Genomic DNA, 22,450 nt, shown 5'->3' with positions numbered 1-22,450 from the left:
GCATTTCAACGCTTTTTCCGAAGCACGGTTCCCCTGCCCAGACCTATTTCGGGCGCCGCGCCTTGCGTTCCGCCTCCCGCTTTAGCTTGAGCAGTTCCTGGACATCGACCACCTCGGCGCGGGCGCGCATCCACATGATGCCGCCGATCGCCCACACCGCCATCGCCAGGAGGAAGATCGCAAGCACGGCGGCGAACGCGGGGCTTGCGGGCCACTTGTGCGCGAACAGTGCGAAGCCCCCGATCAGCGGAAGCGGCAGCGCAAGCCAGGTCAGCATCAGCCGCCATCCCCGCGCCCCGCGCGGTTCGATGTTGAAGCCCACCCTGCCGTAGCGGGTGAGGATGAAGGGTTTGTCCTTGTCACGCATCTCCGGCTCCTTCGCTTCTCGCACCCGGCGGGCGGCCGCGCTTCGGTGTCTCGCTGCGGTCCACCTTCACGCCCCGCCGCGCCAGCGCCTCGCGCAGCAGTATCTCGATCTCGGCGTTCACGCTGCGCAGCTCGGCATCGGCGAGCCGCTGGACCGCATCGTGAAGCGCCGGATCGAGACGCAGGGCAAAGGCCTTCTTCGTACTCATGGCAGGATCAGTAGAGCGATCCCGCGTTGACCACCGGGGTCGTGTCACGCTCGGAGCACAGCACCACCATCAGGTTCGACACCATCGCCGCGCGCCGCTCGTCGTCGAGGTGGACGACGTCCTTGTCGCTGAGCTGTGTCAACGCCAGCTCGACCATCGAGACCGCGCCCTCGACCAGCTTGGCACGCGCGGCGATCACAGCTTCGGCCTGCTGGCGGCGCAGCATCGCGCCGGCGATCTCGGGGGCATAGGCGAGGTGGGTGAGGCCGCATTCGTCGACCGTGATCCCGGCGACCTGCAACCGCTCGATCAGGGCGAGGCGCAGCTCGGCGCCGACCTCCTCGTGGTTGCCGCGCAGGGTGACCTCGAGATGCTCGATGTCGTCATAGGGATAGCGCGAGCCGATCGCGCGCACCGCCGCCTCGATCTGGGCGGTGACGAATTCGCGGTAGTCGTCGACGTCGTAGAGCGCCTGCGCGGTGTCGGTCACGCGCCAGACGACCTGGGCGGCCATCTCGATCGGGTTGCCGCGCGCGTCGTTGACCTTGATCTTCTCCGAGATGACGTTGTTGGCGCGCACCGCGATCTTGCTGCGGGTCAGCCACGGGAGAACCCAGCGCAGGCCCTCGTTGCGGTCGGTGCCCTTGTAGGCGCCGAACAGCTGGATCGCGGCGGCCTCGTTGGGGTTGATCATGTAGAAGCCGGTGAGGATGAACAGCCCGGCGACGCCGGTGACGATCGCGCCGATCACCCTGAGCCCGTCGGGCTCCTCGGGCGCCATCGCGCCGATGAACAGCCAGACCGCCAGCGCCACGAGCACGAGGCTGGCCAGAAGCATCACATAGCCGCTCTGGGTCGAAGCCGGGACTTCCCGGCTGCGGTTGAGGGCGGGGGTATCGGATGGGGACATGACGAATCTCCGGTTTCGGTATTATTATGATATCATATTTATATCATGGATCAGCGGCGTCAAGCGACTTTCGGACGAGCCAGTGCCGGGCCGATACGCAACATCCCTTGGCGAGGGGGTGCGTTTCGCGGTAGCAGGGGGGCATCGGGCAACGATCGCGAAAAGGGGGGCAGAATCAGTGGACAGCACAGACGACGCATCCCCTGGTCCCCGCCCCCTGCTGTTCGTCAGCTATTCGCGCGGCGATCTCGCCCGCACCCGTCCCGTCATCGACCTGCTCGAAGGGGCTGGGTTCGACGTGTGGTGGGACGGACGGCTCGAGGGCGGCGAGAACTATCTCCAGACCACCGAGGCCGCGCTCGAGGGCGCGGATGCGGTGGTGGTGCTGTGGTCGGCCGCATCGACCCAGTCGCACTGGGTCCGCGACGAGGCCCAGCGCGGCCGCGAGCGCGGCTGCCTCGTGCCGCTGACGATCGACGGGACGATGGCGCCGCTCGGCTTCCGCCAGTTCCAGTTGCTCGACATCAGCGGCTGGGACGGCCAGCCGGGCAGCCCCGAGGCGGCGCGCATTCTCGTGGCGGTCAGGGCCAAGGCCGGGAGCGGACAGGGAGCAGGCCCGGCGCCGCGCATCCCGGCGGCCCCTGCTGCCGCTCCGGCTCCCGCCGCACAGCCGGCCGGCGGCTTCGCCCTGTCGCGGCGCACGCTGGTGATCGGCGGCGCGGGCGTGGCGGGGGCGGCGGGGCTGCTGGGGGCGTGGCAGTTCGGGATCTTCGGCTCGCCCGCCTCGGCGGCGATCTCGATGGTGGTGCTGCCCTTCGCCAACGAGACCGGCGATCCGGCCAAGCAGTATTTCTCCGAGGGGCTCTCGCGCGAATTGCGGAGCGTGCTCGCCCGCAACCCGCGGCTCCAGGTCGCCGCGCCGACCTCCTCGAGCGTGATCCAGAGCGAGGACGATTTCGCCATCGGTCGCAAGCTTGGCGTCGGGCACATCCTGCGCGGCAGCGTCCAGCGCGACACCGCGCGGGTGCGGGTCAGTGCCGAACTGGTCGAGATCAAGGGCGGGCTGGTGCGCTGGGCCGAGACCTACGACCGCGCGCTCGAGGATGTCTTCGCGGTGCAGTCCGAGATCGCGCAGACCGTGGCGGTGTCGCTGGTCGCCGAGGTCGCCACCGCCAGCGAGGCGCAGAAGGCGGCGGCGGCCCAGCAGGATGTCGGCGGCACCCAGAATGTCGCCGCCTATGAAGCCTTCCTGCGCGGCTATGCGCTCTACGAGGTTTCGGCAGGCACCGAGAGCGATCGCGCGGCACTGACGCAGTTCGACGCGGCCATCGCGGCCGACCCCGGCTACGCCGCCGCGCACGCGATGCGCTCGACGATGCTGGCGGCTATCGCGAACAACGTGGCGAGCGGCGAGGCCGAATCCGCCGAGCTGTTCGGCGAGGCGATAGCGGCCGCCGAGCGCGCCCTCCAGATCGAGAAGCGCCTGCCGCGCGGGCACCTGGCGCTTGGATTTGCGCTCAACAACGGAAAGCTCTCGCGGGCTGAGGCCACGCCCCATTTCCGCGCCGCGCAGGAGCTCGCGCCGGGCGATGCCGACGTGCTGCGCTCGGTCGCGGGCTTCCTCGCCTACGGCTCCGAGGTGCCACAGGCCGAGCAGATGATCGCCAAGGTGCTCGCGCTCGATCCTCTCAATGCGCGCGCCTACCGTTCAGCGGGGTATATCTCGCTGTTCGCGCGCGATTACCCGTCGGTCGTGGCGCGCATGGAGCGCGGCCTCGCGCTCAATCCGAGCCTGTCGAGCGCACAGTTCGGCATCGCCATCGCGCGGCTGATGCAGAACGATCCTGACAGCGCGCTCAAGGCCGCCGAGGCCGAAGTCGGCGAGGCCTATGCGCTCACCGCGATCGCGGTCGCGCGGCACCGGCTCGGCGATGCGGCAGGATCGGACGAGGCGCTGGCGAAGCTGGCGAGCGCCTATGACGACAGCAATTACCAGCAGGCCGAGGTCCACGCCCAGCGCGGGAACACCGCAGAGGCGCTGGCGCAGCTGGAAAGGGGCTATGAAATGCGCGATCCGGGGATGCTGTGGATGCCCAACGACCCGCTGCTCGATCCGCTGCGGGGCGAGCCGGCGTTCAAGAATTTGCTTTCGCGCCTCGGATCATGATAGCACCCCTCGGTCGCGCCCAATGGGGGGCGCGCATGAGGGGGTTGTTTGCATGAAGAAGATTGTGACCTTCGCCGCTGTCGCGGCTGGCGCCCTGGCGCTGTCGGCCTGCGGCGGCAAGACGGAAGAGGCCCCCGCGGCCGAACCGACCGCCGAGACTGAAGCCATGGCTCCGGCGGAAGAAACCCCGGCCGCCGAAGCGACCGATAGCCTGGACCCGACCGGCAACCCGATCCCGCCCGCTGCGGCTGCCGGCGCCGAAGCGGCGCCCGCCGCCGAGTAATCGCCGACCTGACCCTGCGCGGTCGGTGCCGACCGGCACCGCGCCGTGCAGGGTTCAGCGTGCCTCGCTGGCGATGCGTCGCCAGACCTGCGGCGGCAGCTGGGACTGCAGCCACGCCGCGACATTCCTGTGAGTGACCCGCACGAACTGGCTCGGCAGATTCGCATCGCCGCATCGTTTCGCGCCGCTTATCACGCCGATCAGCACGGGCGACCTCGTTCTCGCATCGTCGATGACCAGCGGTCCGCCGCTATCGCCGCCGCAATTGTGCCGTCCCCTTCCTTCCCCTGCGCAGAGCACCGAATCGAGCAGCAAGTTGCCGAAAGGGTTGCGCCTGATGCAGGATTCGCGATCCAGCAGATAGACTTCGCCCTGCCGGAGCACGCTCGAGGTTCGCTTGGCATCGGGCGAGGTCATGCCAAAGCCCAGCACCCTTGCAGGCTGCTGCGTCCCGATCCGGCGCTGTTGCAGCGGCACGGTATCGAGCGCAACCGGCGTGATGCTTCTGCCTCCGGCAACCCGGCCGCGCCGCTGCGGCGCTTCGGCGATGCGGATCAGCCCGATGTCCCAGGCCAGGCTCTTTTCCACCGCCACCGGCTTGAACCTCGGATGCCTGAAGACACCCGTGATCACGTGGGTGTTGCCTTGCGTTTCGTCGAAGGGATTGCTGACGCCCAGCCTTATCGTGTGTCCGCTTTCCGCCGTCACCGTCGCATTGCCCTCGGCGTCCTGGAGGCAGTGCGCTGCGGTCAGCACCCAGCCCGGCGCGATCAGGGATCCGCCGCAGGCCACGCGGGACTGGAGCGGGACACTTTCGGGGCGCCAGATGATCGCGACCCAATTGGCGCTGCCCGGAGGCAGAGGCAGGCCCCGGTTGATGCTTACCGCCGGCACGCAGTTGCTCACTTCCACCCCGTCGACCTCGGTCCACCTCTTGATACCGGGGCGGCCATTGACCTCGCAGTAGTCGTCAGCCTTCGTCGGATCGTCTGCCGGTTCCGGTTCCAGCGCCTCGCAGGCGTCCTGCTGGCCCGAGCGGCACAGCCGGCCCATCAGGTCGCGGGCGCGGGGAGCGTCGGCGGGGAGCAGCTCGCCCGAACCCAGTTCGCCCGCCAGCGTGCGGCAGGCGCCGAGCGATCCGCTGTCGCAGGCGCGCGAGAGGTAGGCGGTCACCACGGCAGAATCCGTGCCGCTCTCGTCCAGCGCGCGCTCGATCAGCATCAGCTCCCCGACGGTCGCGCAGGTCTCGGCCGCCTCCGCGATGGTCGCGGGGCTGTCGCACACCGGGCGCAGCAGGGCGAGGGCGCGGGGGCGGTCTGCGATGGGATCGTAGATGTCGGCCAGCCGCCTGCCCAGCGTGATGCAGGCGGCGCGTTCGCCCTTGCGGCAGGCGGTGTCGAGCGTGCGGACCTCGCGCGGATCGGCCTTGGCCGGGGACGCGCCCAGCACCGCCGCCGCCAGAACCAGACCTGCCAGCGCCCACCCCCGCCTGCCCATCGCCGTTCTCCCGCTTGTCCGGCAAATATGCCCTTTTGCAAAATGTTGCGCAATCAGCCTGGAACGGGGATCAGCGCCCGCCCGGGGCTGTCCTGAAGCCGGGCAGGTTCTCCTCCAGCCACGCCTGCACCAGCGGATGTCCGATCCGGACATAGCGGCTGGGCTTGCCGGTGGTACCGCAGGCATTTCCCGCGCTCACCACCCCGATCAGCGTCGGCACGCCCTTCTGGTCGCCATAGGTGACGAGCGGCCCGCCGCTGTCGCCGTCGCAGGCCTGTTCGCCGCTCTTTCCGGCCGCGCACAGGATCGAATCGCGGCGGTGGTCGCGGAACGCGGTGAGCTGGGTGCATTCCTCGGCGCCGCGGAGCATCAGCCGCGCGGCCTGCAACTGCGCGGGAATGCTGCCGGACGCGGCCTGCGCGAAATCGGCCCGGCGGCGGTCGACATACCAGGTGCGCCCGAAGCCGAAGGTGAACACCGGCGCGCCGGCGAGGATCGGCCGCTGCGCCGGCGTGCGCCGGTCGAGGTTGATCCGCGCCACGCCGGTGACGAACTCGCCCTTGGTGCCGCTGCGCGGGTCATACTCGACCAGTGCGATGTCGAAGGCATAGGTCTTCGGGTCGAAGCGCGGATGGCGGATCGCGCGGCGGATCGCGTAACTGTTGCCCTCGTCCTCGAACGGCCGGATCAGGCCGAGCCGGACCCGGTGGCCGCCGGTGACGATGTCGGTGTTCTCGATGTCGACGAGACAATGCGCCGCGGTCACGATCCAGCCGGTGCGCACCAGACTGCCCCCGCACAGCACCCTGTTCGCGCCTGTGACTTTGGTCCGCCCGATCTGCTCCGGCCGCCACAGCAGCGCCTGCCACGGCGCCTGCTCGAGCCGGGGGACCGCAAAGCCGCCGATCACCCGCCCGATATTGATGCACAGCGTATCGCTGTAGGTGACGCCCTCGAAGATCGCGGTGTTGGTCTGGCAGCGCCGCGCTTCGAATGCGGCGTCCTGCCGTTCGCGTTCCTCGCGGGCGATGCGCTCCTGCTCGGCGATTTCCTCTGGCGTCTGGATCGGCGGGTCGAAGCCCTCCGCCAGCGGCGCGGGGGCTGCCGGATGGTTGAAGCGCACCAAGGCGTCGCAGGCCTTCGCCCGCCCGGCGTCACATTGCACCAGATAAAGCTCTGCCGCCCGCTCCTTGTCGAAGGGCAGCATCCGGCCCTCGGCGAACTCGTCGGCAAGGGTTTCGCAGGCTCCTCGCTCCCCCGCCTCGCAGCCGCGCACGAGCAGGGCGACGGCGCGGCTTGCTTTCGCGTCGCTGTCGGGATCGCTGCTGCCGTAGAGCGTGTATTCGCCTGCCGGCCGGCACGCCGCGGCCGCCCCTGCCTCGCAGGCCGCGGCGAGCACCGCGATGGCGCGGTCGCGATCGAGCAGCACGCTGTCCCAGCGATAGAGCATCAGGCCGAGTTCGGTGCACGCCGCCAGCACGCCGCCATTGCAGCCCGCCGCGAGGTCCGGCTCGCGGGCAAGGTCGGCGGCTTCGGTGCAGGCGGACTGGTCGCCGCCCGCGCAGGCGTGTGTGAACAGGGCGGTGGCGGCCGCCCGTCCGCCCGGCCCCTGCGCAAAGGCAGCCTTCGCCAGAATGATGCAGCCCGAGGTGTCGCCCGCGGTGCAGGCCAGTTCGCGATAGGCCAGGGTGCGCGGCCCCTCCCCGTTCTCCTCCCCTTGCCAGTATTGCAGCGCATCGGCGCAGGCCTCGCGCCCGCCCGCGCGGCACTGCCGGTCGATGAGGGCGAGGCCCTCGGCAAGGCGGCGCGGCGTGCGCGGCTTGGCCAGCAGCATGGCGGCCAGAGACCGGCACGCCTCGGCGGTCCCTTCCGATGTCCGGCAGTCGGCCCGCAGCTCTGCCTCGACTTTGCGCGGATCGGGCGGCGGGAGGTTACATCCGGCGGGGACCCCGAGGCGGCAGGCCCGCGCCGTGAGCCATTCGGCCTCGGCCTTGTCCTGCGGGGAGCCGCGGTGCAACAGCAAGGCGGCGAGCTGCGCGCAGCCCGCGCCGTCGGCGGCGTTGCAAGCCCGGCGGTAGAGCAGCTCCGCGACCGGCCGGATCTGGGGCCGGCCCTCGCCGCGCTGGAAGGCGTCCCCGAGTGCGACGCAGCCGGCGGCAGTGCCCTCGTTGCAGGCCGCTGCGGCCGCGTCGGCGGCGACCGCCTCGCGGGCGGCGATGTCGGCGGGCGGGCTCTGCGAGGCACGGTAGCCGATGTCGACAGTCCGCGGGTAGGCGATAGCGGCGGGCGCTTCATCGGGGTTCGCTGCGCGGGCCCCCGACGCCAGCGCGATAAGGGCCATCACTAGCATGGCCATGCGCAATGCCGCCCTGCTCCCGGCCATCCCCCTGTCTCCCCAATAACTTGCGCGATGATGCCTGCTTCGCGGGACATCGTCAAACCCGCGCGCGCGGGGGTCGCTTCGCGGTTGCAAGCGGACGGGGTGAGCGATTAAGCACGATGCCACGGCCCGCGTCGGCGCGCGGGCAGGGGGAGACGACGTGCCGATGCCTGCCAGCCTGCCTGCCCCCGTCCGCGACAGCTGGCAGCCGCACCTTTCGCTCGGGATCACCGGGCACCGCGCCTCCAACCCCGCCTTCTCGGCCCACGCCCCCGCCATCGCCGCCGCGCTCGAGGCGCTGTTCGCGCGGATCGACGCGATTGGCGAGGGTCTGCCGGGGACGCGGGGTGCGGTGCGGCTCCATTCGCTGTTGGTCGACGGCACGGACCAGGTCGCCGCCGAGGTCGCGCTCGCCCGCGGGTGGGAGCTGGCCGTGCCGATGCCCTTCGGCGCGGCGCTCAATTGCGCGATCAACGCCCATGCCCTGACGCTGGCCGATGTCGATGCCGTGCTGGCAGGCCGGCCCGCGGGCGATCCCGCGGTCGAGGCCAGAGCCGCCGCGATCCGCGCCATCACCGCGCGGGCGAGCGTGTTCGAACTCGCCGACCGCGACGCCGAGGTCGAGGCGCTGTGGCGCGCAAGCCTCGCCGCGCCCGACGACCGCGCCGCCGCGCGCGCCTTCGAGGCGCTGGCGTCCGACAATGTCGCGCTCGCCGGGCGGGTGATGATCGAGCGCACAGATCTCGTCGTTGCGGTGTGGGACGGAAAGGTCGCGAACCTGCCCGGCGGCACCGGTCACACCGTCACCGCCGCGCTGGCGATGGGCGCGCCGGTGCTGCTGATCGACCCTGCGACGCCCGAGACCTGGCGCATCCTCGGGCGGCCCGAGGAACTGCACCAGCCTGCCCCGGCCGAGCCCGATCTCGCGCGGCTCGAGGCGATCATCCGCGCCGCGGTGGTGGTCGAGGGCTGGAGCCCGGCGCTGCTCGCCGCCGAGCAATGGCGCCCGCGCTCGAGCAAGGCCTTCGGCCTCTATCGCCGGATCGAGGCGGTGTTCGGCGGCGGCGGGGCGGGGGCCTTCGGCTCGCTCCGGGTCGACTACGAGGCGCCCGGCGCGATCGTCGGCGGCAGCGGGGCCGGGGTGGTAGCCGCGGCCGAGGCGATGCCCGGCGGCGATCCGCGCGTGGCGCGCGAACTGGCGGCGGACGTCCTGCCGCTGTTCGCATGGGCCGACGGCGTGGCGAGCCGGCTTGCCGATGCCTACCGGTCCGGCATGTGCGTCAACTTCGTGCTCGCCGCGCTGGCGGTGATCATCGGCATCGCCTTTCTCCCGCTGGGGCTTGCGGAATACAAGTGGATCTTCGCCGGGGGCGAGCTGCTGCTCCTTGGCGGAATCCTGGTGCTCACCGCGGCGGGATCGCGGCTCGGCTGGCACCGGCGCTGGTTCGCGATGCGGCGCGTGGCCGAATATCTGCGCCACGCCCCGGCGCTGCTATTGCTCGGCGTCGCGCGGCCGACCGGGCGCTGGCCGAGAAGCGGAGGACACGGCAGCGGCGGGACGGAATGGCCCGAGCACTTCGCTCGCCACGCGCTGCGCGATGTCGGCCTGCCTGCGGTCGCCGCCACGCGCGATTACCTGCGGGCGGGGCTGGCGGGCACGGTGCTGCCCCATGTCAGCGCCCAGCGCGCCTATCACACCGCCAAGGCGCACCGGCTGGAGACGGTCCACAGCCGGCTCGACAGGGTGGCGGCGACCTGCTTCAAGCTCGCGGTGGTCTCGGTGCTGGCCTATCTCGCGCTCAAGGGCGCGGGGCTGGCGGGGCTGGTGCCCAAGAGCCTCGCCGCCGATCTCTCGCCGATCTTCACCTTCTTCGGCGTCGCCTTCCCCACGCTCGGCGCGAACCTTTCCGGGATCCGCTATTTCGGCGATTTCGAACGCTTCGGCGCGATCTCGCGGGTCGCGGCGGAGAAGCTGCGCGAGATCGAGGAACGCATCGGCCTGTTGCTTTCGGGCGCCCCCGACGCGCTCACCTACCACGCCGCCGCCGACCTGATCCACGCGCTCGACGAGGCGGTGGTCGAGGAGATCGCGAGCTGGCAGTCGGTGTTCGGCGCCAAGCACCTCGCCCTGCCGGCCTAGCGGCTGACCACCCGCCGCCGCGCCGCCTGCGCGTGCATCAGCCTGTCGAACAGCGCGCGCCGCGCCGGACCGCCGATCGCCACGGCAAAGTCGCCGAAGGCGCGGCGGTCGGGCCATAGCGGGTCGTCGGGCGCGTCGGGCACGGCGCAGGTGTCGAACAGCGTCAGCCCCTCGGCCGCCGCCAACCCGGCGACCCGACGCATCAGCAGGCGGCCGGGGGCGAAGCTGCGGAACCGCTCGTCGAAGGCCATCTTGAAGCCGTAGCCGCGGCCGCGCTGGACGAGCCAGCTGGTCATCGCCACGATCGTCTCGCCCGTCGTGAGGCTGGCGAGCCGCACGGCCCCGCGGCGATGGCCTTCGCGGATCACCTCGCGGAACAGCCCCGCAGTGGCGGCATGGCAGCCGAGCGCGCTCGCCGCACGCCCCTTCCACCCGGCCCGCTCGAGCGCGAGGAAAGCTGCCAGCCACGGCTCGCAGTCCTCGGCGTGATCGTGCAGCACCAGCCGCACCTCGCCGTGGGCCTCGGCAAGCCTGCGTTCGAGGCCGTCGAGCCGCTTGTGGAGCTTCTTCGCGGCCTTCGGGTCGCCCGCGCTTCCCGCCAGCCGCGCAGGCCGCGTGAAGCTGCGGCACTGGTGGAGCGTGCGGCCCTGCTCGGCGCACAGGCTTGCCAGCGCAAGGGTGGCGGGATCGTCGAGCGGGAGGGTGTCGGCATAGATTCCGAGCGCCAGCCCGGGATGGCGGTCGAGATGCCCCAGCAGGGCCTCCCAGAACACCTTTTCGGCCCCCGGGCGCACCAGCGGCGTGCCGATGAACTGGTTGGCGCTGTGCCAGCTCTGGCGGCTCGGCAACGGCCAGCGCCCGATCACCGGATCGAGCGTCAGCGGCATCGCGCCGAGCCAGCCGCCAGCCGCGTCCTCGACCACTGCGAGGCGCAGCGAGCGCTCGCGCCCGCAATGGCGCAGCGCGGGTTCCATGAACCAGTCGGCGGCAAAGACGTTGCCGGCCGCCGCGCAGGTGGCGAGTTCGGCCCAGCGCCGCCGGTCAGGCAGCAGCAGATTTCCCGGGCGGTGGAAGGCGACCCGCGCCGGCGCCACCCCGCGCGGATGGGCCAGCGGGCGCGGGCGCGGCGCGATGTCCAGCGCGCTGTCGTCGAGCGGTTTCACAGCAGGCCGATCCTCTGCCCCACGCGCTTTGCTGCGGCCCGCAGCCAGGGCACATGCGCGGCGGAATGTGCGGCCGGGTCATAGGCGGGCAGGCCCACGCGGCGCATCACCGGGTTGAGCCGGAGCGCATCGGCCACCGCACGGCTGCGGCGGCATTGCCAGGTCACCGACAGCGACACCGAAAGCGCATCGCCCGCGTGCACCCAGTGCGGCGCGCAATGGGGCACGAACAGCGCATCCCCCGGTGCGAGCCGGTGCTCGGCCCCGGCTGCCGCATATTCGGGGCTCCAGGAAAGCATGTTCTCCCCCGCCACATGGTAGGCCTCGCACCGCGCCAGATCGAGATAGGGCGGAGAGGGCGGATAGGTGGCGAAGACCTTGTCCCCGGCGATCTGGAACAGGATGTTGTATTCGGCATCGAAGTGGAACGGGGTGTGGGTGCCGGGGGCGGAGATGAACACGAAGCCCTTGATGTCGCACACCGGCCCGGTCGCGGGGCCGATCGCCGGGGCAAGCTCGGCCAGCAGCCGCTCGAACAGGGCGCGGTAGGCCGGCAATTGCTCGATGTAACGTAGCATGATCCAGGCGCCGTCGATGCATCCGGCTTCGATCGCGTCGGCCGGGTGGGTGTCGGCCTCGATCATACGGAAGGCCTCGCCGTTGCCGGCATCGTGGATGCGCCGCTCGACCTGTTCGCGGGGCAGGGCCCGCGCGGCCTCGGCCAGCGCAGGCAGACCGAGCAGCGGCTCGGCGGCGAGGTTGTGGCGCAACAGGCCCGGCGCGCGCGGATAGTGCTGCGCCAGCCGGGGCACCGATTGCGGGGCGATCAGCGACATATCTGCGGCCCTTTGAAGGTATCTCTGCCCGATTTTCAGGGACTTATCGCAGCAGCGGTGAAAGGCCGGTTAATGCTGTCCGGACGCGCGCGGGCAGGCCGGAACCGCTGGCGGCCGCAAAGCAAAGGGCCCCCGGTGTCGCCACCGGAGGCCCTTCGTGTTCAGCCTGTCACCGCTCAGGCGTGGTATTTCGCCCAGGTCACATCGAAGCGGTCCGCGTTCATCACCTTGGTCCAGGCCGAGATGAAGTCGCACACGAACTTGCCCTCGTTCCCGCTCTCGGCATAGACCTCGGCCTGCGCGCGCAGGATCGAGTTCGACCCGAAGACGAGATCGGTGCGGGTCGCGCGCCACTTTTCCTCGCCGGTCGCGCGGTCGACGCCGACATATTCCTCGTCCCCGCTGTCATCGACCGGCGACCACTTGGTCCCCATGTCGAGCAGGTTGCGGAAGAAGTCGGGCGTGAGCTTGCCCGGGGTCTCGGTCAGCACGCCGATGCGGTGGCCGTGGTGGGCGTGATCGCTCACCGCGCCCAGCGCCCGCATTCCGCCGACCAGCACGGTCATCTCGGGCACCGACAGGCCGAGCAGGTGCGCCCGGTCGATCAGCATTTCCTCGGTGCGGACCTGCGCCTTGGTCTTGAGGTAGTTGCGGAAGCCGTCGGCGAAGGGCTCGAGCGGCTCGAAGCTCGCCGCGTCGGTGTGCTCCTCGGTCGCATCGCCGCGCCCGCCGAGGAAGGGCACCTCGACGTCGAAGCCGGCGTCCTTCGCTGCCTTCTCGACCGCAGCCGAGCCGGCCAGCACGATCGCGTCGGCCATGCTCAGCGAGCCGCGATGCTGCTCGATGGTGTCGAGCACCTTCGAAAGCTCTGCGGGATCATTGACCGCCCACGAACGCTGCGGCTCCAGCCGGATGCGCGCGCCGTTGGCACCGCCGCGGTGGTCGGAGTTGCGGTAGGTCGAGGCCGAGGCCCAGGCCGCCTTGACCAGCTCGCGCACCGACAGGCCCGAGTTCAGGATCGCCGACTTGAAGCGGGCGACTTCGGCATCCGAAGGCATGGTGCCGGCCGGAACCGGGTCCTGCCAGATCAGCGTTTCCGAAGGCACTTCGGGCCCGAGGTAACGGATCTTCGGCCCCATGTCGCGGTGGCACAGCTTGAACCACGCACGGGCGAAGGCATCGTCGAGCGCCGCCTGATCGTTCAGGAACCGCTCGGAAATCTTGCGATATTCCGGGTCGTTCTTGAGCGCCATGTCGGCGGTGGTCATCATCGTCGGCACCTTCTTCGACGGGTCGCGCGCGTCGGGAGCCATGTCTTCGGGATCGGGGTTGATCGGCTGCCACTGCCAAGCCCCGGCGGGGGACTTCACCAGCTCGAAATCGTACTTGAACAGCAGGCGGAAGTAGTCGTTGCCCCACTGGGTCGGGTTCGGCGTCCATGCGCCTTCGATCCCCGAGGTGGTGATGTTGCCCTTGGCGATCTCGTCGGCGTCGTTGAGCCAGCCGAAGCCCATCAGGTGCAGGTCTTCGCTCTCCGGCGCGCCGCCGAAGGTATCCGCAGGGTGCGCACCGTGGGCCTTGCCGAAGGCGTGGCCGCCGGCGGTGAGCGCGACGGTTTCCTCGTCGTTCATCGCCATGCGGGCGAAGGTCTCACGCATGTCGCGGGCCATGCCTTCGGGGTCATGCGGGTTGCCCTGCGGCCCCTCGGGATTGACGTAGATGAGGCCCATCTGGATCGCGGCCAGCGGATTTTCCAGCGCGCGGCCTTCCTTGGGATGGATGCGGGTGGGAACGCCTTCGTTGACCCACTGCTCCTCGGTGCCCCAGTAGACGCTCTCGGGCTCGAACACGTCGGCACGGCCGCCGCCGAAGCCGAACACGGGGCCGCCCATGCTCTCGATCGCGACATTGCCGGTGAGGATGAACAGGTCGGCCCAGCTGATGTTCTTCCCGTACTTCTGCTTGATCGGCCAGAGCAGGCGGCGGGCCTTGTCGAGGTTGCCGTTGTCGGGCCAGGAGTTGAGCGGAGCGAAGCGCTGCTGGCCGGAGTTCGCGCCGCCGCGCCCGTCACCCGTGCGGTAGGTCCCTGCGGCGTGCCAGGCCATGCGGATGAAGAAGGGGCCGTAGTGGCCGTAGTCCGCCGGCCACCAGGGCTGGCTGTCGGTCATCAGCGCCTTGAGGTCTTCCTTGAGGGCGTTGTAGTCGAGCGCGTTGAAGGCCTCGGCGTAGTCGAAGTCCTCGCCATATGGGTTTGCGCTGCGGCCGCCCTCGGTCAGGATGTCGACCTGGAGCGCCTGCGGCCACCAATCGCGGTTGGTCCGGCCCAGCAGATTGCGCATTTCCATGCTGCCGTGGAACGGGCAACCGCCGCTCATCTCTCCGGTTTTTGCGTCCATGAATGTGTCTCCTCTCACATCTGGGGGTCAGACTCGCGGGTCTGCCGCGTAGCCTACGGTGAGAGAATGACGCTTTGAGGATGTTGCGTCCAATCGATTAATGCGTGCTTTTTGATTGAGCGGGGCGATCAGTGGGGGTGCGGGCAAATAGAAAGGGTGGGCCGTTTCGGACCCACCCCCGGCCCCTCCCGCAAGCGGGAGGGGAGTGCCAGCGCCAACCGCTTCCCCTCCCGCTTGCGGGAGGGGTCAGGGGTGGGCGAGATTCTCAAGCCGCCTTGGCCACGTCCTCGACCGGCTCGTTGCGGATGAGGAAGTCGAAGGCGCCCAGCCCTGCCTTCGCGCCTTCGCCCATCGCCACCACGATCTGCTTGTGGGGCACGGTGGTGCAGTCGCCCGCGGCGTAGATGCCCGGGATGTTGGTCGCGCCGTGATCGTCGGTGACGATCTCGCCGAACTTGGAGAGTTCGAGACCCGTCTCGCGCAGCCATTCGGTGTTGGGGACGAGGCCGATCTGGACGAACACGCCTTCAAGATCGATGCGACGCTCATCGCCATTGGCGCGGTTCTTGACCACGATGCCGCTGACCTTGCCGTTCTCGCCGAGGATCTCGGTGGTCTGGCCATTGGTGATGATCTCGACGTTCGCCATCGAGCGCAGCTTGCGCTGGAGCACCTCGTCGGCGCGCAGCTTCGTGTCGAATTCGATCAGCGTCACGTGGCCGACGATCATGGCGAGGTCGATCGCCGCCTCGACGCCGGAATTGCCGCCGCCGATCACCGCGATGTTCTTGCCCTTGAACAGCGGGCCGTCGCAGTGCGGGCAATAGGCCACGCCCTTGTTGCGATACTCCGCCTCGCCCGGCACGCCGAGGTTGCGCCAGCGCGCGCCGGTGGAGAGGATCAGCGAGCGGGCCTTGAGGGTCGCGCCGTTCGCCATCACGACCTCGTGATAGCCGCCGACATCCTTTGCCGCGCGCAGTTCGACCGCGCGGGCGAGGTCCATCAGGTCGATGTCGTACTCGCCGACGTGCTTCTTCAGGCTGTCGGTCAGCTTCGGGCCTTCGGTGTAGGGGGTGCCGGGGAGGTTCTCGATCCCGAGCGTGTCCATGAGCTGGCCGCCGAAGCGTTCTGCCGCGATGCCGGTGCGGAAACCCTTGCGCGCGGTGTAGACCGCCGCCGCCGCGCCAGCAGGACCGCCGCCAACCACCAGCACCTCGAAGGGCGCCTTCTGGCTGAGCTTCTCGGCCTGCTTGGCATCGGCGTTGACGTCGAGCTTCGCGAGGATCTCGGCAAGTTCCATCTTGCCGTTCCAGAATGGCGCGCCGTTAAGGAAGGTCGCCGGCACGGCCATGATGTCGCGGCGCTCGACTTCCTCCTGGAAGGTGCCGCCCTCGATCAGGGTCGCGGTGATGCGCGGGTTCTCGAGCGCCATCAGCGTCAGCGCCTGCACCACGTCGGGGCAGTTGTGGCAGGTGAGCGAGAAGAACATCTCGAAGTGGTAATCGCCCTCGAGCGCGCGGACCTGCTCGATGAGGTCGGCGTCGACCTTGGGCGGATGGCCGCCGGCCCACAGCAGCGCGAGCACCAGCGAGGTGAATTCGTGGCCCATCGGGAGCCCGGCGAAGCGCACCCACTTCTCCGCGTCCGAGGCGCGGCGGATCACGAAGCTGGGCTTTCTCGCATCGGTCCCGTCGAAGCGCGCGGTCACGAGATCGTGCAGCGAGGCGATCTGTTCGATCAGCTGGCGCGTCTGGCGCGACTTCTCGCTGTCGTCCAGCGAGGCGACCAGTTCCACGCCTTCGCGAAGATTGCCGAGATAGGTCTTGAGCTGGGCCTGCATTGCGGCGTCGAGCATGGGTGTCCTCCGGGCGCGGATCATCGCGCGAGACATATGTGTTCGGTGTGTCGGGCAACACGGGACCGGATGCCGCCGCCCCGAAAGGGGGGGAGGGGCGGGAAACATCCGGTCCCGGCTACGACCCGAGGGCTCCTTGAAAGGCTCTCGGGATTTGCGGCCGCGCGGGGCCGAGGGGGGAGGGGAGAAGCCCCGCGCGTGCCGGTTCGCTTAGATCTTGCCGACGAGGTCAAGCGAGGGGGCGAGGGTGTCCGCGCCTTCCTCCCACGCCGCCGGGCAGACCTGGCCGGGGTTGGCGCGCACGTACTGGGCGGCCTTGATCTTGCGGGTCAGTTCGTTGGCATTGCGGCCCACGCCCTCGCAGGTGATTTCCATGATCTGGATCACGCCGTCCGGGTCGACCACGAAGGTCGCGCGGTCGGCGAGACCGGCGCCTTCACGCAGCACGCCGAAGTTGTTCGACAGCACGTGGTTCTGGTCGCCGAGGAACGGGAAGGTCAGCTTGCCGATCTTCTCCGAGGTGTCGCTCCAGGCCTTGTGGCTGAAGTGCGTGTCGGTCGAGACGGCATAAACTTCCACGCCCATCGCCTGGAGGGTGGCGTACTTCTCGCCCATGTCCTCGAGCTCGGTCGGGCACACGAAGGTGAAGTCCGCCGGGTAGAAGAAGAACACCGACCACTTGCCCGCGAGGTCCGCGTCGGTGACGGTGAAGAAGTCCTTGCCCTTCTGGAAGGCGGTCGCGGTGAACGGCTTGATGGTCGAACCGATGATACCCATGGGAGTTTGTCCTTATGTTGGGTCTTGAAGAAGAGGGGTCGTTTCCGACACTGCCCAGATAGGGCTTTTTGCGCTGCACAAAAGATCATTTGTGCGATTGCGAAAATCGGAATTTTCAATCGTGGCGACAGGAACCGGGCCGGATCTCGCCGCAAGCGACGTTAGCGGGATTGCGCAACGCGTCAGGTGCCCCCCGATCGACCAAATGGCGACCAACCGCCTCTCCTGTGCCACGAGCCGAGATGCGGGGCGGAAGGCTTGTAACATTGTATCTTGCGCAAAGGATTTAGCCCGGCGAAAATTGCGCTCGATCAAATTAACCCGACACTCACCGGCCCTTCTGGGGCCTGTCTTGCCGGCGCTCAATTTGCCAGCCCCCAAGCCACATGGCATGGCAAATGCTCGGGCGGGGAAACAGGCTGTCGAAGAGCCGGAGAGGATTGCATGTCGAAGGATTACGGCAAGCCCGGGATCACGCCCGTCGAATTCGATTTCGAGAATTCCGGGCTTCCCTGTGCCGAGGCCTACATGACCCTGTCGCGCAAGGATGTGCTCGGCATTGTCCATTCGGCCTTCGAGGAACTTGGCGGACAGAGCGAGCGCCTCCTGACAGTCAAGCGCGACGTGCTTGACGAAGTGAGCGAGGGGCGCCTCGCCCATGCGCTGCGCACCGCCATCGTCGGCGCGGGCAAGGCCTGCTGCACCTGCTGTTCCTGACCTGCGGCCCGGCCGCTTGCCTGTCGGACCAGGCCTGCTAGCACGCGCGTCATGCGGGTGCTTCTCACCGGATCGTCGGGCTGGCTCGGGCGCTTTCTCGCGCCGCTGCTGAGCCGCGCCGGGCACGCGGTCACCGGGCTCGACATTGCGCCGGGAAGCCATACCGACACGATCGGGAGCGTCGCGGATGCGGGCCTCGTCGAGCGCCTGTTCGCCGAACATCGCTTCGAGGCGGTCGTCCATGCGGGTTCGCTGCACAAGCCCGACATCGTCCGCTATCCCGCGCAGGCCTTCGTCGACGTCAACGTCGCAGGCACGCTGCACCTGCTCGAGGCGGCAGTGCGGCACGGGGCGGGCCGCTTCGTCTTCACTTCGACCACCTCGCTGATGATCACGCAGGCGATCCGCGACGAGGTGGCGACGCAGGCGGTGTGGCTCGACGAGCGCAGTGGCCCGCTCGCCCCGCGCAACATCTACGGCGTCACCAAGCGCGCCGCCGAGGAGCTGTGCCGGCTGTGGCACGACCTGCACGGCCTGCCGGTGATCGCCCTGAGGGTCGCGCGTTTCTTTCCCGAGGATGACGACACCCATGCTGTCCCGGCGGGCGAGAATCTCAAGGCCAACGAGTTCCTGAACCGCCGCCTGACGGTGGAGGACTGCGCGGCCGCCCACCTCGCCGCGCTCGAGGCTGCGCCGCGGATCGGCTGGGGGGTCTACGTCGTGAGCGCGCCTCCGCCTTTCGCCCCTGCCGACGCCGCGCGGCTGAAGGCTGATGCAGCCGGCCTGATCGCCGAACGCTTCCCCGATGCCCCCGCGCTCTACGCCGCGCGCGGCTGGGTGCTGCCCGGCACCATAGGGCGGGTCTATGATCCCTCGGCCATCGAACGCGATCTCGGCTTCCGCTGCGAGACGGACTTTGCGGCCGTGCTGAAGGCCTTGGAGGCGGGCGGCCCGTTGCCCTTCACCCACGATCCGGGCTACGTGCCGCCGAAGGAGTTCGTGCGCTAGCCGACCTGCGCGTTCTTGTTCGCGCTACCGCTGCGCTACTTGAGCGCGGTGCAGGAGCTTGTGGTCGGCGAGCACCAGCGCCATCATCGCCTCGACCACCGGGGTGCCGCGAATGCCGACGCAGGGATCGTGGCGGCCCTTGGTGACGACCTCGACCGCCTCTCCGGCCGAATTGATCGACTCCACCGGGGTCAGGATCGAGGAGGTCGGCTTGAACGCCACCCGGCACACCACCGGCTGCCCGGTCGAAATGCCGCCTGCCGTCCCGCCTGCGTGGTTGGCGAGGAATTCCGGCTTCCCGTCGGCGCCCGGGCGCATCCGGTCGGCGTTCTCCTCGCCGGTGAGGCGCGCGGCCTCGAACCCGTCGCCGATCTCGACGCCCTTGACGGCATTGATGCTCATCATTGCGCTCGCAAGGTCGCTGTCGAGCTTGGCATAGATCGGCGCGCCCCAGCCCGCGGGGACGCCGGTCGCGACACATTCGACGATCGCACCGAGGGACGATCCGGCCTTGCGCGCCGCATCGACCTTCTCCTCCCAGCGCTTCGCCGCAGCGGCGTCGGGGCAGAAGAAGGGGTTATTGGCGATCTCGCTGTAGTCGATGTTCGCAGGGTCGATCCGGTCGCCGCCCAGTTCGCAGACGTAGGCGGTAATGGTGACCTCGGGGATCACCAGCCGCGCCACCGCGCCCGCCGCCACCCGGGCCGCCGTCTCGCGCGCGCTGGAGCGCCCGCCGCCGCGATAGTCGCGGATGCCGTACTTGGCGTCATAGGCGTAATCGGCATGGCCCGGGCGGTATTGCCGGGCGATCTCGGAATAGTCCTTCGAGCGCTGGTCGGTGTTCTCGATCACCAGGCTGATCGGCGTGCCGGTGGTCTTGCCCTCGAAGGTGCCGGAGAGGATGCGCACCAGATCATCCTCGCGCCGCTGGGTGGTGAAGCGGCTCGTTCCCGGCTTGCGGGCGTCGAGGAAGGGCTGGATGAAGTCCTCCGAGATCGCGAGCCCCGGCGGGCACCCGTCGACGACCGCGCCCAGCGCAGGCCCGTGGCTCTCTCCCCAGGTGGTGAAGCGCAGCACGCGCCCGAAGGTGTTCCAGCTCATGGGGCGGTGCTTTTACCCAAAGTCCCGTTCGTGTCGAGCGCAGTCGAGACACCTGAGCCGGGGCCTCTCGACTGCGCTCGAGGCGAACGGGGATTGTAGCGGGGTTCGCTCTAGCCAAACCCGCACGATTGCGGCAGGAACAAAACATGATTGCGAAGCTCTCAGGCAGGCTCGATGCAACCGGCGAGGACTGGGCGGTGGTCGATGTCGGCGGGGTGGGCTACCTCGTCCACTGTTCGAGCCGCACCCTCGCCGCGCTGGGCGAGGTGGGGGAGGCCTGCACGGTCCACACCGAGTTGCAGGTGAGCGAGAACGACATGCGGCTCCTGGGCTTCGCGGAAGCATCCGAGCGTGACTGGTTCCGGCTGCTGACCGGCGTGCAGGGCGTGGGGAGCAAGGTCGGCCTGGCGATCCTTTCCGCCCTCTCGACCGCAGAACTGCGCGACGCCTGCGGTAAGGGCGACGCGGCGATGGTGGCGCGCGCGCAGGGCGTGGGGCCGAAGCTCGCGGGCCGGATCGTCAACGAGCTGAAGGACAAGGCAGGCGGGATGCCCGGCGGTTCGGGCGGCTTTGCGCCGAGCACTGCAGCAGCACCCGCAGGGAGCAAGGGCGCGGACGCGGCGAGCGCGCTGGAGAACCTCGGCTTCAAGCCCGCGGTGGCCGCACAGGCCGTGGCCCGCGCGCTCGAGGAACTGGGCGAAGGCGCGAGCGAGGGCGACCTCATTCGGGTCGCGCTTAAGAAGGCAGCGGGGTGATGCGAGGCGACTGGCGACTGGCGATCCTTGCGATCTACATCCTCGCAAGTGTCGGCCTGCTCTTTTCTGCGGGCTTGCCGGAGGATCTTTCCCAAACGGTGTTCTATGCCTTCATCTTGACCGTGATGACTGCGCCGCTCCTCCCGCTCTGCCTCTGGTCTTCACAAGCCAAGGTCAACGGCGCTGCTGCCATAGTGATCGGCGGCGGGGGGCTGTGGCTGATCATTGACACGATGTATTTCCAGCCGTCCGATGGACAGTCCGCGCTCGTCTTCCTGTTCGTCCCCGTCATGCAACTCATGGCCGTCGCGGTCTTCGGCCTGGTGTTTGCGATCATCTTGCGCCTGTCGCGGAATCAGGATGGCGCGGGACAATGACTGACCCCCTCCACGCCCCCATTCGCCAGCCCGGCGACCCGGACGCCGCCCTGCGACCGCGGCGGCTCGCCGAGTTCGTCGGGCAGGAAGCCGCCAAGGGGAACCTTGCCGTCTTCATCGCCGCCGCGCGGGCGAGGGGGGAGGCGATGGATCACACGCTGTTCTTCGGCCCTCCGGGCCTCGGCAAGACCACGCTGGCGCAGATCATTGCGGGCGAGCTGGGCGTGGGTTTCCGCGCCACCTCCGGCCCGGTCATCGCCAAGGCGGGGGACCTCGCCGCGCTGCTCACCAATCTTGAACCGCACGACGTGCTGTTCATCGACGAGATCCACCGCCTCTCGCCGGTCGTCGAGGAGGTGCTCTATCCGGCGATGGAGGACCGCGCGCTCGATCTCATCATCGGCGAGGGGCCCTCGGCGCGCAGCGTCCGCATCGACCTGCCGCCCTTCACGCTGATCGGGGCGACCACGCGCCAGGGCCTGCTGACCACGCCGCTGCGCGACCGCTTCGGCATCCCCGTGCGGCTCAACTTCTACACGCATGAAGAGCTGGAGCGCGTCGTCACCCGCGCAGCGGGGCTGATGGGCCTCGCGATCGCGCCCGACGGTGCGCACGAGATCGCCCGCCGCAGTCGCGGGACGCCGCGTGTCGCGGGGCGGCTCCTCAGACGCGTGCGCGACTTCGCCGATGTTGCCGGCAGCGCGACCGTCACCCGCACGGTGGCGGACGAGGCGCTCACGCGGCTCGAGATCGACCGCCTCGGCCTCGACACGATGGACCGCCGCTACCTCGGCATGATCGCCACCATCTACAAGGGCGGCCCCGTGGGGATCGAGACCCTCGCAGCGGGCCTCGCCGAGCCGCGCGACACAATCGAGGAGGTGGTCGAGCCCTACCTCATCCAGCTCGGCCTCGTCGCCCGCACCGCGCGCGGGCGGGTGCTCAACGATGCCGGTTGGGCGCATCTCGACCTGATTCCCCCCCGGGAATCGCCTGGCGGACAGGGCGGGCTGTTCGAGGACTGAGTCTGGCGCGTTAGCGTTAACCCTTCGGCTAACCGCTGCCCCCTTTTCGGTGCCAGTTCGGGACAGCGCGCCCGAAATCCCGCGAAATCACGGCAATTCCGGCCGGTTGGACGCCCCGCACAGCGTTAACGCGATTGCCCCTGTTCGGCTTCTGACATCAAAAGAAGGCTGGATTTGGGGGAGGTGCGATCATCGCGCTCCGGCCCTCGCAGGCAACAGGGTTACGATAATGTCGCTCAAACTGGCCATCGCGAAGCTTTCCGCCGCTGCCGCGGGTGTCGCTCTGCTTCAGGGCGGCGCCGTGCGCATGGCGGAGCCGATGAACACCGACGCGCCGGACTATTCGACCAACATCGACGGCAAGCTGGTGAAGGTCGATCCGGTGACGGGGGCGCGCTACATCAAGGGCAACCCGCGCATCATCGAGGTGCCCGAGCAGCGCCGCCGGCGGATCGTCGAGCGCACCATCGAGTGCCAGCCGGTCGGCC

At 69.3% G+C, this 22,450-nt stretch carries 19 protein-coding genes; 8 read left to right on the top strand and 11 right to left on the bottom strand.

Going from position 1 to position 22,450, the window contains the following annotated elements; genetic code table 11:
• Positions 1 to 43: 43 nt before the first annotated feature.
• The 3 genes from ACMX37_RS13955 to ACMX37_RS13945 are packed head-to-tail and all read right to left on the bottom strand — an operon-like array spanning position 44 to position 1,356.
• On the bottom strand, positions 44 to 367 hold the full coding sequence (locus ACMX37_RS13955) for a hypothetical protein (RefSeq protein WP_483146507.1): 324 nt from the start codon (positions 365 to 367) through the stop codon (positions 44 to 46).
• Complete coding sequence (locus tag ACMX37_RS13950; RefSeq protein ID WP_483146506.1) at positions 360 to 575, bottom strand: type II toxin-antitoxin system antitoxin; 216 nt, start codon at positions 573 to 575, stop codon at positions 360 to 362. The genes ACMX37_RS13955 and ACMX37_RS13950 overlap by 8 nt, the downstream gene beginning before the upstream one ends.
• 7 nt (positions 576 to 582) lie before the next feature.
• Positions 583 to 1,356 carry an SPFH domain-containing protein gene (locus ACMX37_RS13945; protein ID WP_483148415.1) on the bottom strand — a complete coding sequence of 258 codons (774 nt, stop codon included), beginning with the start codon at positions 1,354 to 1,356 and terminating at the stop codon, positions 583 to 585.
• Positions 1,357 to 1,663: 307 nt separating this feature from the next.
• On the opposite strand from ACMX37_RS13945, the gene ACMX37_RS13940 reads away from it, so the two are divergent.
• Complete coding sequence (locus tag ACMX37_RS13940; RefSeq protein ID WP_483146505.1) at positions 1,664 to 3,652, top strand: TIR domain-containing protein; 1,989 nt, start codon at positions 1,664 to 1,666, stop codon at positions 3,650 to 3,652.
• 52 nt (positions 3,653 to 3,704) lie between these two features.
• Entirely contained in the window at positions 3,705 to 3,935 is a 231-nt protein-coding gene (locus ACMX37_RS13935) for a hypothetical protein (RefSeq protein ID WP_483146504.1), read from the top strand.
• A 54-nt stretch (positions 3,936 to 3,989) separates the two neighbouring features.
• Here ACMX37_RS13935 and ACMX37_RS13930 read toward each other — a convergent pair whose 3' ends face one another.
• The gene (locus tag ACMX37_RS13930) at positions 3,990 to 5,432 is read right to left on the bottom strand and encodes a trypsin-like serine protease (RefSeq protein ID WP_483146503.1); all 1,443 of its coding nucleotides are present in this window, start codon (positions 5,430 to 5,432) and stop codon (positions 3,990 to 3,992) included.
• Between the two features lie 70 nt (positions 5,433 to 5,502).
• Positions 5,503 to 7,773: a trypsin-like serine protease gene (locus ACMX37_RS13925; RefSeq protein ID WP_483146502.1), complete on the bottom strand. Its 2,271-nt coding sequence runs from the start codon at positions 7,771 to 7,773 to the stop codon at positions 5,503 to 5,505.
• A 205-nt stretch (positions 7,774 to 7,978) separates the two neighbouring features.
• Between ACMX37_RS13925 and ACMX37_RS13920 the strand changes: the two genes are divergently transcribed.
• Positions 7,979 to 9,952: a hypothetical protein gene (locus tag ACMX37_RS13920; RefSeq protein ID WP_483148414.1), complete on the top strand. Its 1,974-nt coding sequence runs from the start codon at positions 7,979 to 7,981 to the stop codon at positions 9,950 to 9,952.
• Here ACMX37_RS13920 and ACMX37_RS13915 read toward each other — a convergent pair.
• The 5 genes from ACMX37_RS13915 to ahpC form a co-directional block, all read right to left on the bottom strand.
• Positions 9,949 to 11,115: a GNAT family N-acetyltransferase gene (locus ACMX37_RS13915; protein WP_483146501.1), complete on the bottom strand. Its 1,167-nt coding sequence runs from the start codon at positions 11,113 to 11,115 to the stop codon at positions 9,949 to 9,951. The genes ACMX37_RS13920 and ACMX37_RS13915 overlap by 4 nt on opposite strands.
• Complete coding sequence (locus ACMX37_RS13910; RefSeq protein WP_483146500.1) at positions 11,112 to 11,951, bottom strand: transcription factor jumonji, JmjC; 840 nt, start codon at positions 11,949 to 11,951, stop codon at positions 11,112 to 11,114. Before ACMX37_RS13910 ends, ACMX37_RS13915 begins: the two co-directional genes overlap by 4 nt.
• Before the next feature lie 176 nt (positions 11,952 to 12,127).
• The gene (gene katG, locus ACMX37_RS13905; protein WP_483146499.1) at positions 12,128 to 14,347 is read right to left on the bottom strand and encodes a catalase/peroxidase HPI; all 2,220 of its coding nucleotides are present in this window, start codon (positions 14,345 to 14,347) and stop codon (positions 12,128 to 12,130) included.
• Between the two features lie 265 nt (positions 14,348 to 14,612).
• A complete protein-coding gene (ahpF, locus tag ACMX37_RS13900) occupies positions 14,613 to 16,202 on the bottom strand; it encodes an alkyl hydroperoxide reductase subunit F (RefSeq protein ID WP_483146498.1) in 1,590 nt (529 codons plus the stop codon).
• Between the two features lie 210 nt (positions 16,203 to 16,412).
• On the bottom strand, positions 16,413 to 16,979 hold the full coding sequence (gene ahpC, locus ACMX37_RS13895; protein WP_483146497.1) for an alkyl hydroperoxide reductase subunit C: 567 nt from the start codon (positions 16,977 to 16,979) through the stop codon (positions 16,413 to 16,415).
• 444 nt (positions 16,980 to 17,423) lie between these two features.
• Here ahpC and ACMX37_RS13890 point away from each other — a divergent pair, with 444 nt between their 5' ends.
• Both ACMX37_RS13890 and ACMX37_RS13885 read left to right on the top strand, forming a co-directional pair.
• Positions 17,424 to 17,696, top strand: coding sequence for a hypothetical protein (locus ACMX37_RS13890; RefSeq protein WP_483146496.1), 273 nt, complete (start codon positions 17,424 to 17,426; stop codon positions 17,694 to 17,696).
• 51 nt (positions 17,697 to 17,747) lie between these two features.
• Positions 17,748 to 18,704, top strand: a complete 957-nt coding sequence (locus ACMX37_RS13885) for an NAD-dependent epimerase/dehydratase family protein (RefSeq protein WP_483146495.1) — start codon at positions 17,748 to 17,750, stop codon at positions 18,702 to 18,704.
• 24 nt (positions 18,705 to 18,728) lie between these two features.
• Here the strand turns inward: ACMX37_RS13885 and aroC are convergent, their stop codons facing one another.
• Positions 18,729 to 19,805 (bottom strand): chorismate synthase, encoded by a 1,077-nt coding sequence (gene aroC / locus ACMX37_RS13880; RefSeq protein ID WP_483146494.1) that lies wholly within the window; start codon positions 19,803 to 19,805, stop codon positions 18,729 to 18,731.
• A 146-nt stretch (positions 19,806 to 19,951) separates the two neighbouring features.
• On the opposite strand from aroC, the gene ruvA reads away from it, so the two are divergent.
• From ruvA to ruvB, 3 genes are read left to right on the top strand one after another with little or no spacing between them, the layout of a single operon-like run.
• Complete coding sequence (ruvA, locus tag ACMX37_RS13875; protein WP_483146493.1) at positions 19,952 to 20,560, top strand: Holliday junction branch migration protein RuvA; 609 nt, start codon at positions 19,952 to 19,954, stop codon at positions 20,558 to 20,560.
• Positions 20,560 to 20,937 carry a hypothetical protein gene (locus ACMX37_RS13870; protein ID WP_483146492.1) on the top strand — a complete coding sequence of 126 codons (378 nt, stop codon included), beginning with the start codon at positions 20,560 to 20,562 and terminating at the stop codon, positions 20,935 to 20,937. Before ruvA ends, ACMX37_RS13870 begins: the two co-directional genes overlap by 1 nt.
• The gene (gene ruvB, locus ACMX37_RS13865; protein WP_483146491.1) at positions 20,934 to 21,962 is read left to right on the top strand and encodes a Holliday junction branch migration DNA helicase RuvB; all 1,029 of its coding nucleotides are present in this window, start codon (positions 20,934 to 20,936) and stop codon (positions 21,960 to 21,962) included. Before ACMX37_RS13870 ends, ruvB begins: the two co-directional genes overlap by 4 nt.
• The last annotated feature ends 488 nt before the right edge of the window (positions 21,963 to 22,450 follow it).

Source organism: Porphyrobacter sp. THAI-01a (assembly GCF_056868655.1).
Note: the sequence above shows the minus strand (reverse complement) of the source record. Positions and strands in the feature narration are given on the sequence as shown.

What these genes read in the sequence shown, in the direction of transcription:
- ACMX37_RS13955 (WP_483146507.1), bottom strand. Translation starts at nt 367, where the DNA reads ATGCGTGACAAGGACAAACCCTTCATCCTCACCCGCTACGGCAGGGTG.
- ACMX37_RS13950 (WP_483146506.1), bottom strand. Translation starts at nt 575, where the DNA reads ATGAGTACGAAGAAGGCCTTTGCCCTGCGTCTCGATCCGGCGCTTCAC.
- ACMX37_RS13945 (WP_483148415.1), bottom strand. Translation starts at nt 1,356, where the DNA reads ATGGCGCCCGAGGAGCCCGACGGGCTCAGGGTGATCGGCGCGATCGTC.
- ACMX37_RS13935 (WP_483146504.1), top strand. Translation starts at nt 3,705, where the DNA reads ATGAAGAAGATTGTGACCTTCGCCGCTGTCGCGGCTGGCGCCCTGGCG.
- ACMX37_RS13930 (WP_483146503.1), bottom strand. Translation starts at nt 5,432, where the DNA reads ATGGGCAGGCGGGGGTGGGCGCTGGCAGGTCTGGTTCTGGCGGCGGCG.
- ACMX37_RS13925 (WP_483146502.1), bottom strand. Translation starts at nt 7,773, where the DNA reads ATGGCCCTTATCGCGCTGGCGTCGGGGGCCCGCGCAGCGAACCCCGAT.
- ACMX37_RS13920 (WP_483148414.1), top strand. Translation starts at nt 7,979, where the DNA reads ATGCCTGCCAGCCTGCCTGCCCCCGTCCGCGACAGCTGGCAGCCGCAC.
- ACMX37_RS13910 (WP_483146500.1), bottom strand. Translation starts at nt 11,951, where the DNA reads ATGTCGCTGATCGCCCCGCAATCGGTGCCCCGGCTGGCGCAGCACTAT.
- katG (WP_483146499.1), bottom strand. Translation starts at nt 14,347, where the DNA reads ATGGACGCAAAAACCGGAGAGATGAGCGGCGGTTGCCCGTTCCACGGC.
- ahpF (WP_483146498.1), bottom strand. Translation starts at nt 16,202, where the DNA reads ATGCTCGACGCCGCAATGCAGGCCCAGCTCAAGACCTATCTCGGCAAT.
- ahpC (WP_483146497.1), bottom strand. Translation starts at nt 16,979, where the DNA reads ATGGGTATCATCGGTTCGACCATCAAGCCGTTCACCGCGACCGCCTTC.
- ACMX37_RS13890 (WP_483146496.1), top strand. Translation starts at nt 17,424, where the DNA reads ATGTCGAAGGATTACGGCAAGCCCGGGATCACGCCCGTCGAATTCGAT.
- ACMX37_RS13885 (WP_483146495.1), top strand. Translation starts at nt 17,748, where the DNA reads ATGCGGGTGCTTCTCACCGGATCGTCGGGCTGGCTCGGGCGCTTTCTC.
- aroC (WP_483146494.1), bottom strand. Translation starts at nt 19,805, where the DNA reads ATGAGCTGGAACACCTTCGGGCGCGTGCTGCGCTTCACCACCTGGGGA.
- ruvA (WP_483146493.1), top strand. Translation starts at nt 19,952, where the DNA reads ATGATTGCGAAGCTCTCAGGCAGGCTCGATGCAACCGGCGAGGACTGG.
- ACMX37_RS13870 (WP_483146492.1), top strand. Translation starts at nt 20,560, where the DNA reads ATGCGAGGCGACTGGCGACTGGCGATCCTTGCGATCTACATCCTCGCA.
- ruvB (WP_483146491.1), top strand. Translation starts at nt 20,934, where the DNA reads ATGACTGACCCCCTCCACGCCCCCATTCGCCAGCCCGGCGACCCGGAC.